Annotated in this window: 15 protein-coding genes and 1 tRNA gene; 6 read left to right on the top strand and 10 right to left on the bottom strand. The window is 58.5% G+C overall.

What is annotated here, in order from left to right; all coding sequences use genetic code 11:
- On the bottom strand, window positions 1–618 hold the full coding sequence (thrH, locus tag ACQKP4_RS20485; protein WP_427635446.1) for a bifunctional phosphoserine phosphatase/homoserine phosphotransferase ThrH: 618 nt from the start codon (window positions 616–618) through the stop codon (window positions 1–3).
- 174 nt (window positions 619–792) lie between these two features.
- Between thrH and ACQKP4_RS20480 the strand changes: the two genes are divergently transcribed.
- Window positions 793–1,533 (top strand): phosphoadenylyl-sulfate reductase, encoded by a 741-nt coding sequence (locus ACQKP4_RS20480; RefSeq protein ID WP_008027340.1) that lies wholly within the window; start codon window positions 793–795, stop codon window positions 1,531–1,533.
- Window positions 1,534–1,723: 190 nt separating this feature from the next.
- On the opposite strand, the gene ACQKP4_RS20475 is transcribed toward ACQKP4_RS20480, so the two are convergent.
- Complete coding sequence (locus ACQKP4_RS20475; RefSeq protein ID WP_427635445.1) at window positions 1,724–2,647, bottom strand: LysR family transcriptional regulator; 924 nt, start codon at window positions 2,645–2,647, stop codon at window positions 1,724–1,726.
- Window positions 2,648–2,772: 125 nt separating this feature from the next.
- On the opposite strand from ACQKP4_RS20475, the gene ACQKP4_RS20470 reads away from it, so the two are divergent.
- Window positions 2,773–3,519, top strand: a complete 747-nt coding sequence (locus ACQKP4_RS20470) for a 3-oxoacyl-ACP reductase family protein (RefSeq protein ID WP_427635444.1) — start codon at window positions 2,773–2,775, stop codon at window positions 3,517–3,519.
- A gap of 125 nt (window positions 3,520–3,644) precedes the next feature.
- Here ACQKP4_RS20470 and ACQKP4_RS20465 read toward each other — a convergent pair whose 3' ends face one another.
- Window positions 3,645–4,340, bottom strand: a complete 696-nt coding sequence (locus tag ACQKP4_RS20465) for an HAD-IA family hydrolase (RefSeq protein WP_427635443.1) — start codon at window positions 4,338–4,340, stop codon at window positions 3,645–3,647.
- Window positions 4,341–4,591: 251 nt separating this feature from the next.
- Here ACQKP4_RS20465 and ACQKP4_RS20460 point away from each other — a divergent pair, with 251 nt between their 5' ends.
- Together ACQKP4_RS20460 and ACQKP4_RS20455 are read left to right on the top strand one after the other, a co-directional pair.
- Window positions 4,592–9,451, top strand: a complete 4,860-nt coding sequence (locus tag ACQKP4_RS20460; protein ID WP_427635442.1) for an RHS repeat-associated core domain-containing protein — start codon at window positions 4,592–4,594, stop codon at window positions 9,449–9,451.
- Window positions 9,448–9,840, top strand: coding sequence for a hypothetical protein (locus tag ACQKP4_RS20455; RefSeq protein ID WP_427635441.1), 393 nt, complete (start codon window positions 9,448–9,450; stop codon window positions 9,838–9,840). Before ACQKP4_RS20460 ends, ACQKP4_RS20455 begins: the two co-directional genes overlap by 4 nt.
- Window positions 9,841–9,928: 88 nt before the next feature.
- Here the strand turns inward: ACQKP4_RS20455 and ACQKP4_RS20450 are convergent, their stop codons facing one another.
- The 7 genes from ACQKP4_RS20450 to ACQKP4_RS20420 form a co-directional block, all read right to left on the bottom strand.
- Window positions 9,929–10,141 carry a hypothetical protein gene (locus ACQKP4_RS20450; protein WP_427635440.1) on the bottom strand — a complete coding sequence of 71 codons (213 nt, stop codon included), beginning with the start codon at window positions 10,139–10,141 and terminating at the stop codon, window positions 9,929–9,931.
- Between the two features lie 94 nt (window positions 10,142–10,235).
- A complete protein-coding gene (locus tag ACQKP4_RS20445) occupies window positions 10,236–10,415 on the bottom strand; it encodes a hypothetical protein (RefSeq protein ID WP_427635439.1) in 180 nt (59 codons plus the stop codon).
- 27 nt (window positions 10,416–10,442) lie between these two features.
- Window positions 10,443–10,904, bottom strand: coding sequence for a glycine zipper domain-containing protein (locus tag ACQKP4_RS20440; protein ID WP_427635438.1), 462 nt, complete (start codon window positions 10,902–10,904; stop codon window positions 10,443–10,445).
- Between the two features lie 113 nt (window positions 10,905–11,017).
- Entirely contained in the window at window positions 11,018–11,389 is a 372-nt protein-coding gene (locus tag ACQKP4_RS20435) for a hypothetical protein (protein WP_059404653.1), read from the bottom strand.
- 335 nt (window positions 11,390–11,724) lie between these two features.
- Window positions 11,725–11,913, bottom strand: coding sequence for a hypothetical protein (locus ACQKP4_RS20430; protein ID WP_427635437.1), 189 nt, complete (start codon window positions 11,911–11,913; stop codon window positions 11,725–11,727).
- 106 nt (window positions 11,914–12,019) lie between these two features.
- Entirely contained in the window at window positions 12,020–12,874 is an 855-nt protein-coding gene (locus ACQKP4_RS20425) for a DUF4393 domain-containing protein (RefSeq protein ID WP_427635436.1), read from the bottom strand.
- A gap of 248 nt (window positions 12,875–13,122) precedes the next feature.
- Window positions 13,123–13,212: transfer RNA gene (locus ACQKP4_RS20420), tRNA-Ser, on the bottom strand.
- Window positions 13,213–13,519: 307 nt separating this feature from the next.
- Here ACQKP4_RS20420 and ACQKP4_RS20415 point away from each other — a divergent pair.
- Window positions 13,520–14,209, top strand: coding sequence for a crotonase/enoyl-CoA hydratase family protein (locus tag ACQKP4_RS20415; protein ID WP_427635435.1), 690 nt, complete (start codon window positions 13,520–13,522; stop codon window positions 14,207–14,209).
- A 213-nt stretch (window positions 14,210–14,422) separates the two neighbouring features.
- Window positions 14,423–15,070, top strand: a 648-nt coding sequence (locus ACQKP4_RS20410) for a lysophospholipid acyltransferase family protein (RefSeq protein ID WP_427635434.1), incomplete at its 3' end; no start/stop codon positions are given.

The following is a 15,070-nucleotide window of genomic DNA, read 5'->3' as shown; positions in this document are numbered from 1 at the left end:
TTACAAACTCAACGCCCGATTCGACGCCTTGATGAACTCCTGCTTCAGCGCCTCAAAGGTGTGCACCGCCGGAAACTGCGGGAATTCGCGGATCACATTGTCCGGCGCGTGGAACAGAATCCCCGCATCCGCTTCACCCAGCATCGTCGTGTCGTTGTACGAATCCCCCGCCGCGATCACGCGGTAATACAGGCTCTTGAAGGCCAGCACCGACTGGCGCTTCGGGTCTTTCTGACGCAATTGATAGCTGGTTACTCGGCCGGAATCGTCGGTAATCAACCGATGGCAGAGCAAGGTCGGGAAGCCCAATTGACGCATCAGCGGCTGCGAGAACTCGTAGAACGTGTCCGACAGAATCACCACCTGAAAGCGCTCGCGCAGCCAATCAACGAACTCAATGGCGCCATCGAGTGGCTTGAGCGTGGCGATCACTTCCTGAATGTCGGAGAGTTTCAAGCCGTGCTCGTCGAGAATCCGCAGGCGCTGCTTCATCAGCACGTCGTAGTCGGGAATGTCCCGAGTGGTTGCCCGCAGGGATTCGATCCCGGTTTTTTCGGCAAAGGCGATCCAGATTTCCGGGACCAATACACCTTCAAGATCCAGACAGGCAATTTCCACAAGACACTCCCATTTGTATTGTTTATTGAGTCGAGCGCGTACGAAGACTGCCGAACTCTAGCGACTCGGGCGAGCCCGCGCAACGCAGAGAGGCGCGCCAGGCTCAGCCGGATTTTGTTACCATCGGTCACATATAGAGCGCCCAGCGCCACCGACCTGTAGGAAGCCGCCCTGATGAGCCCAACGTTCGACGTCGTGGAACTCGCCACGACCTATGCCAACAAATCCGCCCAGGACATTCTGAAACTTGCGTTCGCCGAATTCGGCGATGACCTGTGGATATCTTTCAGCGGCGCCGAAGACGTGGTGCTGGTGGACATGGCCTGGAAGCTGAACAAGAACGTCAAAGTGTTCAGCCTCGACACTGGCCGCTTGCACCCCGAGACCTACCGGTTCATCGATCAGGTGCGTGAGCACTACAAGATCGACATCGAACTGGTGTCGCCGGACTACACGAAACTTGAACCGTTCGTGAAGGAAAAAGGCCTGTTCAGCTTCTACAAGGACGGCCATGGCGAATGCTGCGGCATCCGCAAGATCGAGCCGCTGCGGCGCAAATTGTCTGGCGTGACCGCATGGGCCACCGGCCAGCGCCGCGACCAAAGCCCAGGCACGCGCAGCGCCGTGGCCGTGCTGGAAATCGACACCGCGTTCTCCACGCCGGAACGCACCCTGTACAAATTCAATCCGCTGGCGCAAATGACCAGCGAAGAAATCTGGGGCTACATCCGCATGCTGGAGCTGCCGTACAACAGCCTGCATGAGCGCGGATTCATCAGCATCGGCTGTGAACCGTGCACGCGTCCGGTGCTGCCGAACCAGCACGAGCGCGAAGGTCGCTGGTGGTGGGAAGAAGCCACGCAGAAAGAATGCGGGCTGCATGCGGGGAATATCATCAGCAAGTCCAAGGCCTAACCTTCAGCCTTGTGGAGATTCCCTGTGGAGTGGGCTTGATCGCGATAGCGGTGTATCGGTCGACATGAAGGTTGAATGTCAGTCCGCATTCGCGAGCAAGCCCGCTCCCACATTGGATCTGTGTCGTTCACAAATCTCCCTGTGGGAGCGGGCTTGCTCGCGAAGGCCGCGACTCGATCCCAAGCCAGGCTCAAACCGCACTGAACCGACGCCCCAATCCCTGCTCCGCAAACTGCTCAATGATGAAGTCCACAAACGCCCGGGTCTTGCCCGGTAGCAGTTTGTGCTCCGCGTAATAGATGGAAATGTTGCCATCGTCGACATACCAGTCCGGCAACACCCGCTGCAACGCCCCGCTCTCCAGATACCTCGAAGCAAACGGCATGCTCACCAGCGCAATGCCTAAACCCTGGGTCGCTGTCGCGCAAGCCGCGTCCGAATCGCTCAGGGTCATCCGCGCTTTCAACGTCAACGGACTGTGCTGCTGAGTGCGGCTGGTCAATTGCCAGGACCGCACGCGCCCAGTCTGCGGCGAGCGAATCAGAATGCTATCGTGGTGCTTGAGATCATCCGGCTCGACGATTGCCTCCCGCTCCGCCAGGTACTCGGCTGACGCCACCAACACCCGATGCGCCGGTGTCAGCTTGCGGGCGACCACACCCTGCGGCAGTTCAAATCCGCCGCCAATGGCTGCGTCGAAACCTTGAGCAATCAAATCAACCTGGCGGTTGTCGAAATGCCAATCCGGGCTGATCGCCGGAAAGCGTCGCAAAAACTCGCCGAGCAGCGGCACGACATATAGCCGCCCGAACACGGTGCCCATGCTGACTTTCAGCGTTCCGGCGGGACGTCCTTCGGCACTGGCCAGATTGGCCACGGCGTTCTGGATCGTCAGCAGGCTGGAACTGACTTCGTCGAGAAACAAGTGACCGGCCTCGGTCAGCGTCAGGCTGCGAGTGCTGCGCTGGAACAACCGCACGCCGAGCCGCGCTTCAAGCTTGGCCACACTTTTACCCACCGCCGCCGGGGTCAGGCTCAGGCGACGGGCAGCTTCGGCGAAGCTGCCGACTTCGGCGCTGCGTACGAAGCATTCGATACTGCTGAAGGTTTCCATGATCGCCACTATAAACTTTTGGTTTACACAGACTATCGCAATGTCCGTCTACACAGCCTGTATTCCTCAATCGATACTAGGCTCCATCAACCGAGACATCTCGCCTCGGGACTTTGGAGATCAACATGACTACTCAGAACCTCAGCGGCAAAGTGGCTTTGATTCAAGGCGGGTCTCGCGGTATCGGCGCAGCCATCGTCAAACGCCTGGCTGCTGAAGGCGCGACCGTTGCCTTCACTTATGTCAGCTCTACCGCCAAGGCCGAAGCCTTGCAAGACAGCCTTACCGCCAACGGCGGCAAAGCGTTGGCAATCAAGGCCGACAGCGCCGATGCCGAGGCCATTCGCAATGCCGTAAGTGCCACCGTCAACGCCTTCGGTCGCCTGGATATCCTGGTCAACAATGCGGGTGTGTTGGCCGTTGCGCCGCTGGAAGATTTCAAACTCGAAGACTTCGATCAAACCCTGGCCATCAACGTGCGCAGCGTGTTCGTCGCCACTCAGGCCGCGGCGAAACACATGACTGAAGGTGGTCGCATCATCAACATCGGCAGCACCAACGCCGACCGTATGCCCTTCGCCGGTGGTGGCCCGTACGCCATGAGCAAATCGGCACTGGTTGGCCTGACCAAAGGCCTGGCCCGTGACCTTGGTCCACGCGGCATCACCATCAATAACGTGCAACCGGGCCCGGTCGACACCGACATGAACCCGGCCGACGGTGACTTCGCCGACAGCCTGATTCCGTTGATGGCAGTGGGCCGTTATGGCAAAGCCGAAGAAATCGCCAGTTTCGTCGCCTACCTGGTGGGGCCGGAGGCCGGTTACATCACTGGGGCGAGCCTGACCATCGACGGCGGTTTCGGCGCCTGACCGATTAGATAAACGCAATACAAATGTGGGAGCAGGCCTGCTCGCGAAACGGTATGCCAGGAACATTCAATGTTGCCTGACACCTCGTCTTCGCGAGCAAGCCCGCTCCCACATTGCTTTTTACATCACGCCCACTCGAGGGCTGGCAAACCACAGGCACTCGGCGCGAACGCTTTCAGCGTGCGAAGAATGCCATCGGCATGTGCGTACTTTTCGTCGGCCATGGCGGCGTCCGGGATCGCAATCGCGGTCATCCCCGCCGCTTTCGCTGCCGTGACGCCGAACGGAGAATCTTCGAACACCAGGCAATCTTCAGGCGCGACCCCCAGACGTCGCGCCGCCGTGAGGAAGATATCCGGCGCCGGTTTCGCCGCGCCGACTTCGGGGTCATCCGCCGTCACCACGAAATCAAACAGCGCGAACCAGTCGCGGTGCAAGGTGGTTTTCTGGCCGAACGACTGTCGCGAAGAACTGGTACCGACCGCAATCGGAATGTTGTGGGCCTTCAAGTGCCGTACCAGCTCCTCGGCGCCAGGCATCGCCAGCGCAGTGGGGAAACGCTCGCGCATCAGCGGCTCACGAATGACCAGAAACTCTTCGGCGGTGATCGGAAGATCGAGCGCTTCCACCACATACTGCGCCAGATCACCGGCACCACGGCCGATGATGTTCTGTTTGATGCTCCAGTCGAAAACCCGGCCGTAACGCGCGGCAATCAGCGACGTGACTTCGGTGTAGATGCCCTCGGTGTCCAGCAACAGGCCATCCATGTCGAAAATGACGGCCTTGATCGGACCGAACTCATTCAGCGGTGCATTCATCGCATCTGTTCCGTTTTCTAATGACATCCCAGAGGCGGCGCAGGTGCGGCCGGGTCCGTGATCGATTAAAGGATTCAGCAGCATAACGAGCGCGGCAGGCATTGAGCAACGGGGAATGCCGGGGGCGATCCAAACGTGCTGGTCGTCATTTAGCGATTTGCCCTACATAAAACGCCTCCTTTCCCGACTTCTTTACTCGCAGATCCCAAGCAAAGTCTCGCGCTCAAATTGATCTGCGCGAGGGACTGCGAATGTTCGACCCTGACAGGGTACTGGCCTTGAATAACGCCATCGGGCTGCTGGTGGTCGCCGCCATGAACCCCGAGCAGCCGGACGTCGAAGCGCTGCTCGCCGACTTTCGCCTGAGCCTGAATGACTACGACGCCTGGGCCGCGCGCTTCTGGACCGGCAACGCGCTGGACATCGAACAGGTGTTCAAGGTTGGCAACGACGTCCGACTGGTGGCGCCGAAAAACCCCACCACACCTGTCAGCTCGACCGTCGCTGCATGCCCGGCCACAGGCGCGCTGACGCTGGTGCACATGTTCGACGCGGCGCGGTTCGTGCCGATCGGTAATACGCCGGTGACGCTGGAACCGCTGCTTTCAGCGGGCACGTTCGGCGAGCCGATCCATCGCGAGATCGGCCCCAGCGGCATCATCGAAATCCCCGAGTGCGAACGCAGTCAACGCTATCGCATCACCTTCTTCCCGAATGTCACCGAAGCTCACGTCAAAGCGTTGTATGCCTCCTATCAAGGTGTCCTCAGCGATCTCGAGGGCTGGCTGCGCAACGAGTGGACGACGGAATTCGAACCGTTGTGGGCCGAGTTCCGCGAGGCGGGTTTCAGCAAGCGTTACGGTCTGCTGCAACAGGCGGACTGGCGCGGCGTCGAGAACTCGTTGAACGGTTTGTGGGATGACGTTAAGCAGATTTACGCGCTGATCACCGACCTGCAAGCCAACAGTGAAAAGCTCCTTGAATACCTCACCGAGGCCGAACTTGAAACGCTGCTGAAAGCTTCGGCGGAATCGATTGCCAATCTATTACTGGTGTTGAGTGATGAACCGCTGATGTTCGTTCATCTGGCGGCGATCACCAGTTGGTTGCGGATGTTGCCGCCGCAGTACATCGCCGAAGTGCTGGCTGAAGTTCGTACCGCAATCCTGATTGGTTTCCTGTTGGCGCGGTTTACCGGGGCCGCAGGATTAACGGCTGGCATCAGTGCGAAGGTCCTGAACAAAATCAAGTCCGAGCGCGCGCGAAACTGGTTGGCCGCCGCGAGTCAGCGACTGGCGGACCTCAGCGCCGGCTCCGCCCTGACGACCCACGCGGGTGTACTCAAACCCCTCGCAATCCACGCCCAAAAAGCGCCGATGAATCCTGCGCCCGCAGTGCCGTTGCAGATCAGCACGGGCACTGCGCCCGTTGTCCTGGTGAGAAATCCGATCGCCGTCGCCCGCGACAAGTCCGAGGCGATGACCCGATTGAGCCGCCACGAACAACGTGACAACGCCCCCGACCAGGCAAAAAACCCCAACGGCGACAGCGCTGATTGCGCGCCGCTGACGTGCACCAACGGCTGTCCGGTGTCGATGGTCACTGGCGAAGAATTGCTGACGCTGGAAGAGGGTTCGCTCAACGGGTTGCTGCCGTTTGCCTTTGCCCGGTTGTACCGGACCAGCGCCGTGGAGATTGATTGCGGCCTCGGCTGGGGCTGGAGTCATTCGCTGGCGCATCGTTTGGAAGTGGACGCAGGAAGCGTCATTTGGATCGACCATGAAAACCGTCGTACGACCTTCCCGCTACCTGACGCGGCACGTCCGGCGATTCATAACAGCCTGTCACGGGCAGCGATCTATCTGGGCGATCAGCCCGAAGAGTTGGTGGTCGCGCTGGCAGGCGAAGCCGTGCGCTTTTATCACTTTCGCAGTGGCCGGCTGACCGCAATCAGCGACGCCTACAACAATCGACTGCGCATCACCCGCGACCGGCAGGATCGCATTCAACGCATCGACAACGGCGCCGGGCGAGCGCTGCTGTTGCGCTACGAGCGGCGGCAGATCGTCGCTGTCGAGTATCAGACGTACCACCCCGCCGCCACTTTGGAAGACGCGTGGCAAACAGAGCAGACGCTTGCTGTCTACCGCTACGACGCCCGTCAGCGACTGGTCGAAGCGACCAATGCCGCCGGCGAAAGCGAGCGCTACGACTATGACGATCAACACGTCATTCTCCAGCGGCAACTGGCCGGTGGAGCGAGCTTCTTCTGGGAGTGGGAACGGTCCGGAACAGCGGCCAGATGTATCCGCCACTGGGCGACGTTCGCGCAAATGGATACGCGCTATGCCTGGGACGATAACGGCGTCGTGCAGGTAAAAAATGTCGACGGCAGCGAGGAAGTGTATGTCCATGACGACAAGGCCCGATTGGTTCGCCGGGTCGAGCCGGATGGCGGTGAGCACCTCAAGACCTACGATGCCGACGGCCAGCTGATTGCCGAACAGGGACCGCTGGGGGCGACAACCCAATACCGCTATGACGAGATCGGACGGCTGATTGCGCTGATTCCTCCGGAAGACGAGCCAACATCCTACGAATACCGCAACGGTTTCCTGCATGCACAACGTCGCGGCAACGCGCTGTGGAAATATCAGCGCAATGCTCAGGGCGATGTCACGGAGACCATCGATCCCGACGGGCACAGCACCCACTGCCACTACGACGCTCAAGGGCGGCTGCTTTCGGTTCGTTATCCGGACAATAGCCGCCATGTATTCGTTTGGAATGCTCTCGGGCAACTGCTCGAAGAGACATTGCCGGACGGTGGTCAGCGTCGGTTTTCCTATGATGTGTTGGGACGACAGATTTCCCGTCAGGACCAACACGGCGCCGTCACCCAATACCGATGGGACGCGGTTGGCCGGCTGGTCCAGACGATTCTGCCGACAGGCAACAGCCGCGCGCTCAGCTACAACGCCTACGGCAAGATCATCGCTGAACGCGACGAACTGGGCCGCGTCACGCGTTTTGAGTATGACGATGACCTGCACCTGGTCAGTCGCCGAATCAATCCCGACGGCACGCAACTGCGTTATCGCTACGACAATGCACAGCTTCTGCTTACGGAAATCCACAACGAATCCGGCGAAAAATATTATCTGGACTACACGCCCAGCGGCCTGATCCGACAGGAAACCGGGTTTGACGGTCGGCGCACGGCGTACGCCTACGACCTCAATGGCCATCTGCTGGAGAAGACCGAGTTTGGCGATGACGGCTCGCAACTGCTGACCGCTTACGCGCGGGATTCACTGGGCCGGTTGCGGGTCAAGACGCTGCCCGACGGGATCAAGGTCGAATATCACTACGACGGCCTCGGTCGGCTGATCAGCGTCAACGATGGCCAAGACCATCCACTGGAATTCGAGTACGACCGACAGAACCGCCTGATCACCGAGCATCAGGGCTGGGGCACGCTGCGTTATCGCTACGACGCCTGTGGACAACTCAATCACTTGCGCCTGCCGGACGGCAGCAAACTTGACTACCACCACGCAAAGGGTGGTGCGCTAACGGCCATCGACCTCAACGGCGCGCGCCTCACCGATCACCAATTTACCTGCGGCCGCGAACAACAACGCCAGCAAGGCCAGTTGCTCAGCGACTATGCCTATGACGATCAGGGACGGCTGACGGCTCACGCCGTCAGTCAACAGCGGCAATCGCTGTATCGTCGCGATTATGCCTACAGCGCAAACGGCAATCTCGACAGCATTGCCGACACCCGCCACGGCCAGCGCAGCTACCAATACGATCCACTCAATCGCCTGATCCGCGTCCGCCACACTCGCGATCAACAACCCGAAAGCTTTGCCCACGACCCGGCCGGCAACCTGTTGATGCAGGACCGTGCCGGCCCGGCCGGTATCAAAGGCAATCGCTTGTTGATGCAAGGCGACCGCCACTTCGACTACGACGCCTTCGGCAACCTGATCCGCGAACGCCGTGGCACCGCGCAAAAACTCGTCACCGAGTACCGCTACGACTGCCAACACCGACTGGTCGGCGTGACGATGCCGGATGGACGCTACGCAAGGTACAGCTACGACGCCTTCGGCCGCCGCATCGCCAAAACCTTCGACGGCCACACCACCGAGTTCTTCTGGCAAGGCGACCACCTCGTCGCCGAAAGCGGCCGCGAACACTACCGCAGCTACCTCTACGAACCCGGCACCTTCCGCCCGCTCGCGATGCTCGACGGCAAAGGCAAACGCAAGGCCTGCCCGTTCTACTACCAACTCGACCACCTCGGCACGCCGCAGGAACTGACCGACTACAGCGGCGACATCGTCTGGGCCGCGCAATACACGGCCTACGGTCGAATCATCCGACTGACCCGCGATACCCATCAGGTGCTGGATCAGCCGTTGCGCTTCCAGGGCCAGTATTTCGACGCGGAGACCGGGCTGCATTACAACCGGCATCGGTATTACAACCCGGATGTCGGAAGGTATCTGACGCCGGACCCTAGTGGGTTGGCGGGCGGGATCAACGGGTATCAATACACGCGGAACCCGACGGGGTGGGTTGACCCGTTGGGGTTGAGTGATTGTCCTGGGGGGAATGGGTGCAAGCGGCCTTCGATTGGGGATGAGGATCCGACGGCAAAATCCGTGATCGATAAGGGCGAACCCAGCGCCCCGACCCCAAAGGCGGCCACTCAATACCTGTACCGCGGAGACTCCAGAGAAGACTGGGAAATTTTCGACACTGGATTCGAACCGTTGGGAGACAGCATGGATCTCTACCTACATGCTGTCGATAACCGAAGTCCCCCTAGCTTTTTCGTCAGTGCGACCACGTCGAAAACGGAGGCGATCAAATTTGCAACGGGTTATGGATATGAAGATGGATTTGTCTATGTGATAAAAAATATACGCGGTATAGACGTCAATAAACGACTAGGCCTGATGTCGCCTCATAGGAAAGAAGCGGAAATCGCATTTCCTGGAGGAATAGAAAGCCGCGACATTCTCGGTGTTACCCCCGTCAATGCCGATGGCAGCTATATCGGCTTCTCAACCCCGAACCCGAATAGAAAACCATGAAATCAATAGAAGTAACTATCAGCGCTGATGAAGCCACTGAGACGGCAACAATAGAATGCGATAGAAAGAACCTCGCGTTGATTTTCGCCCTGAGAGACGGCAAGAAAAAAATTTATAAGGCACACGATTTGTTTGAGTGCTTTGGGCTGTTGCGAGCCGACTTTCCAGACATCAAATTCTTCTGCAAAGGCGCGAAGATAAATGTGTACCCATCACGAATGGCGTCGCAAATGGCTGGCGGGATTGTTGCGTATGAACTTCAGCTGGGAAGACCCGCTGGGTCGGAAGATATCGTTAATATTTTCAGCTACGAAGACAAAGACCTCACACATGACATTCAACAACAACGCCACTTCTACAATTGTTGGATCGAGTCATTGAAAAAATAAGACCGGGACGCGCCCTGATGGAATTCAGCGCGCGCAAAAAACTGCAAATGGCTCGGCAACGAGGCTTCGGCATCAGGGAAAAATTGGTTCAGCTCGGCTCACCCGACAAATCATCACCAGCAATATCCGGATCATCAGGATCAGCTTCAACATCGCCGCGCTTTAAATCGTCGTTCGGGACTTGCTCCACATCGGTGTCGTCATCCGGCGGACGTTGATCGCGACTCAAGGAGTCGGTAGGCGAAGGCAACGGATATTCAGGGGTTTCGTCGATGTCGGCGTCTTGCGGCTGAGCGTTCATAAAGCACCTCTCGAGGGGCCTGGAGAGCAGGCCCTGAAATTTCGAGGGCGGGGCGGCAGGTGCGTTCGATCAAAGAGACGATCGGTCTAACCGATCAGTCTTCGTCTTCTTCGTCCGCCTCTTCGAGGTTGCCTACGTCCCCCGCATCGTCGGAGTCGTTAAGCGGCACGGTCGCATCATCCATCAGCGAACCCGGATCTTCATTTCCCGGATCGTTGATGAACGGAAGCCCGCTAGGGCCTTTTTCTTCTTTGCCTTCGGTTTCAGGAGTCATGACGTACCTCGTACTGTTCAGGGTCAGTTAGCGATGCTTGTTTGCGTGCTTATGTTTATGGCCGCCACCGGAATGGGAGCTGCCGTGATCACTGCCTAAATTATTGCCGACCGCGCCACCTGCCGCGCCCCCCAGCCCTGCGCCAATGGTCGAACCGGTTGAGCCGCCGAGGCTGTTGCCGACCACCGAGCCACCCGCCGAGCCCAAACCACCGCCGACCGCGGCCTCTGTGCGGCTGCCCTTTTTCGCGCCGGCCGCACTTCCCGCCGCACCGCCGACACCCGCACCGATGGCGGCGCCGGTGCTGCCGCCCATGTGTCCGCCGACAACGTTACCGAGCGCACCGCCGAGCCCGCCGCCCACGGCAGCGGTGCCGTCGCCGGCCGCCATCGCGCCCTGGGCCATCAACAGTCCCAACACAAACGCGGACAACGTTAAACCTCGAGCACCCGGCGCTCTGAGGTTCTTGCCGTCGATTTCCGGGGTCATGACACACCTCGCATTCTTCAAGGGTATAAAAGCTTCGAGGCATCGCGGGCAGAAACGTTCCGGAATGAAAAAGCCCGGCAGTTGGCCGGGCTTTTCGTTTTGATCCATCAGGATCAGTGACGCTTGTGTCCCTTGGCCAGGTTGCTGCCTACGCCGCCGCCCAAAGCGCCACCCAGGCCTGCGCCGATGGTGGAGCCGGTCTTGCCGCCCAGGCTGTTGCCGATCACCGAACCACCGGCCGCGCCGACACCGCCGCCAATGGCAGCCTTGGTACGGCTGCCTTTGCGTGCGGCGACAGCACTGCCGGCAGCGCCCGCGACGCCGGCACCAATCGCGGCGCCCGTGCTGCCGCCCATGCTCTGGCCAACCACGTTGCCCAGCGCGCCACCCAAACCACCGCCGATTGCTGCGGTGCCATCACCAGCAGCCATCGCACCTTGAGCAACCAGAAGCCCAAGAACCAGAGCAGGCAGTGTTAAACGCATGACTAAAACCTCAAAAAAATAGGGGGGTAAACCGAAGGCCGAAGATTGAATGCTTTCGCGCAGCAAACGTCCACACAAAAACGTCCGCGCTGTGCAATGAGCGACGGTTGGACAGCGTTTATGGAAAAGGTTTTATGACAGGCAAAAAAAAGCCCGCTGGGGAGACGGGCTCAGGGTACTGCTTTCTAACGGATGAGTTGAGCCTACGTAGGCACGTGTGAAAAGTTTGTGAAATTAAATAGCGGTCTATTACCGCGCGTCTGGAGCCCTGCCTTGACGGCCCGATCACAGCCAATAAAAACCCCGCTCGATGGCGGGGTCGTTCCGGTTGACTGTCACTTCCTGGTCGGCGTCGCCACCCTGGGAAGGAATTTAGCCTTGGCGGCTCTGGGCGCCGTGGATTTCACTTTGCTGGTCTGCAACGGATCTTCACCAAAACCCGCCACATAGTGGGTTTGGCCACACTGCACGCAATTGTTGATTGGATAATCGGCCCCGTCGTCTTCGATGTACGGATCAGCCATAGCTCTTCCCCTCTCAAAGCGGGATCGATACCGGCAAGCCCTATTTGCCTGAAAATATCGACCACCAAGGCTTTTGAGACTAGCCGGTCATTACCAGACTTGTAATTCAGTTTTCGCCAGGCCCGACGAATGGACCGGGTGATTTCTGCCGCCGAACACAAATACGCCCGAACTGCGCCCCGAAATTTGTAATCATCACCGCGCCCCGTCTTAGCCTGCATTCAAATTCGGGATTCGACACAATCGCCTGTTTACACGCCTGCACTCGTTGCGAATTTTCCAGGTCTGAGTAAAGGGACTTATCTAAATAAATGTATCCACGCGGGATGCCAATCAGGCCTAACCGACACAAGTTATCGAGATAGGCTGGCACCTGGTCGAGCAATTCAACCTTCGCGGCTTCTCCAAATAGCGACATGTTAACGGCCACATCACGCCCCCCGGAGTCAGTGCCCTTGTGACGCTGCCTTAAGCTGACAAGCGGGAATGTATTTTCGGTCAGAAAATAGTCAATCAACTTGGCTTCATCGGGCGTCAGCTGCTTGATGATTTCGACGAAAGCCGGGTGAGCGTCCCCAGCGGTATTTTTATCCATGGCCGCGGCAAGCAGGTTGGCGTACATATCACTCAACGATTCTTCATGCCCCGTATAGCGCAACGCCTCGATGGCGGGGCCAGCAACGTTTGGCTTAGGCGTAATAATGTTTTCAGTCGGAACATCCTTCAGGCGATCCGCCACCTTGGTCGATATGAACGCTTGGCACTTGTCATACCCCCAGACCAGGATGCCGACAGGAGCGAGGGCAACGTTGATTGCCTTACCCACGGTCTCCAATGACTTGCCAAGCTGCTTCGCCACCGGATGAACCATATCTTCATAGATCGGAACTGCCTTGACCAAACCGGTCACGGCATCAATCGCCCCTTTGACGTTACTATCACCCACGGCCTCTTCGCCCATTACCTGCTCCTGATCCCTGAAATACTGTTGCCGGGCAGAATGCCATGCGCACCGACTATCAGATAGTGGAATGCCCCTCGGCAGGGAACCCCGTCCGTTTCACGTTAAACAGGCCGAACATTGAAAGCGCAGATACGCCTGCATCATTCAGGGTGCGTTGGCAGATTCTCATCTCGTGTTTTTTCAGACCCGGAAACCACAAAACCCCTGATTTCTCTCGAAATCAGGGGTTTTGGTTACATCGAATTTGGCGGTGAAGGAGAGATTCGAACTCTCGATACAATTTCTTGTATACACACTTTCCAGGCGTGCTCCTTAAGCCACTCGGACACTTCACCGTATCTCGTCAAACATGTTCTGTCTGTCGAGGCGCGCTAATGTAGTCGAAAGCTTTTCTGATGGCAAATTTTTTTTGCAGAATTTTCATGCGCTTAGCGTTTTAGACGATCCGGTGGATTGTGGGCCATGGCAAACCGGCCAATCTCTGGCTTCGCGTCCCCTTCTATAAAGAGTGGAATGCACGGCGGGAGTGGCGAGCTACGCTTGCCCGGCGGGGAAAGGGTGACCGACGGGTCAGTCACGGCGCTTTACCTGGCCTGCCGCGGTGGGTAACGTCTGCCCAACTTTCATACAAGGAATAGCGTCATGAGTGAGTTGATTTCCTACCACCTCGAAGACGGTATCGCGACCCTGACCTTGAGCAATGGCAAGGTCAATGCCATCTCGCCGGACGTGATTGCTGCGTTTAATGCTGCGCTGGATCAGGCGGTGACTGATCGTGCAGTGGTGATCATTACCGGTACGCCGGGGATTCTGTCTGGCGGTTATGACTTGAAGGTGATGACCTCCGGCCCGAAAGAAGCCGTGGCACTGGTCACCGCCGGTTCGACGCTGGCGCGTCGCCTGCTGTCGCACCCATTCCCGGTGATCGTGGCGTGCCCTGGGCATGCGGTGGCCAAAGGTGCGTTCCTGCTGCTGTCGGCGGATTACCGCATTGGGGTCGATGGCCCGTTCAGCATCGGCCTGAACGAAGTGCAGATCGGCATGACCATGCACCACGCCGGGATCGAAATCGCGCGTGATCGCCTGAGCAAGGTCGCGCTGCAGCGTTCGGTGGTCAACGGCGAGATGTTCAACCCGAAGAGCGCGGTGGAAGCCGGTTTCCTCGACGTGGTGGTGTCGGCCGAGGAACTGCAAGGCGCAGCACTGGCGGCGGCTCGTCAGTTGAAGAAGATCAACATGACCGCACACAAGAACACCAAGCTGAAAGTACGCAAGGCGCTGCTGGAGACACTGGACCACGCAATTATTCTCGACCAGCAACATTTGGGCTAAGCCCCACTCGTCGCACCGAAAAGCCCGACCATCGTGTCGGGCTTTTTCTTACGCACTATGTTGAAGAGCCTTCAACCGCTCTAGTACGCGTCTGACCTACAACTCCGAAACATGCGCACAAACATCGCCCATCTCCGACCTCTATAGCGGCAATTGCTGAAAACAGTGCACATCCGTACACTGCGCCACCTTTTGTCCCGGTGGGGCCTGTAAATGCTGTTCGTGTTTCGTATGTTATTGATGGGCCTGCACTTTATTCTGGCCGGTGTGCTGGGGGTGCTACTGGGCCTGTGTCGCCCGTTCAACCCGGACAACAGCCGTCTGTGCGCGCGTCTCTATGCATGGCCGGCGATGTGCATTTTGCGTCTGCGGGTGAAGGCCGATGTCGGGCCGTTGATGGATAACCGTGACAGCTGCGTGATCATCGCCAACCATCAGTCCAACTACGACCTGTTCGTACTCGGCAACGTGGTGCCCCGCCGTACCGTGTGCATCGGCAAAAAGAGCCTGAAGTGGGTGCCCTTGTTCGGTCAGTTGTTCTGGCTGGCGGGCAATGTGTTGATCGACCGGGGCAACGCGCATAAGGCCCGGCAGTCGATGCTGACCACGACCCACACCTTGCAGCATGAAGACACCTCGATCTGGGTTTTCCCCGAGGGCACGCGCAATCTCGGTGAGGACTTGTTGCCTTTCAAGAAAGGTGCGTTCCAGATGGCCATCGCCGCCGGCGTGCCGATCGTGCCGGTGTGTGTCAGCAGTTACGTCAAACACATGCGATTGAACCGCTGGCGCAGTGGGAAAATTCTGATTCGTTCGTTGCCGGCCATTCCAACCGCCGGATTGAGCCTGGACGACATGCCC

Origin of the sequence: Pseudomonas sp. NPDC086278 (assembly GCF_050280905.1) — a bacterium.
GTDB lineage: Bacteria > Pseudomonadota > Gammaproteobacteria > Pseudomonadales > Pseudomonadaceae > Aquipseudomonas.
Note: the sequence above shows the minus strand (reverse complement) of the source record. Positions and strands in the feature narration are given on the sequence as shown.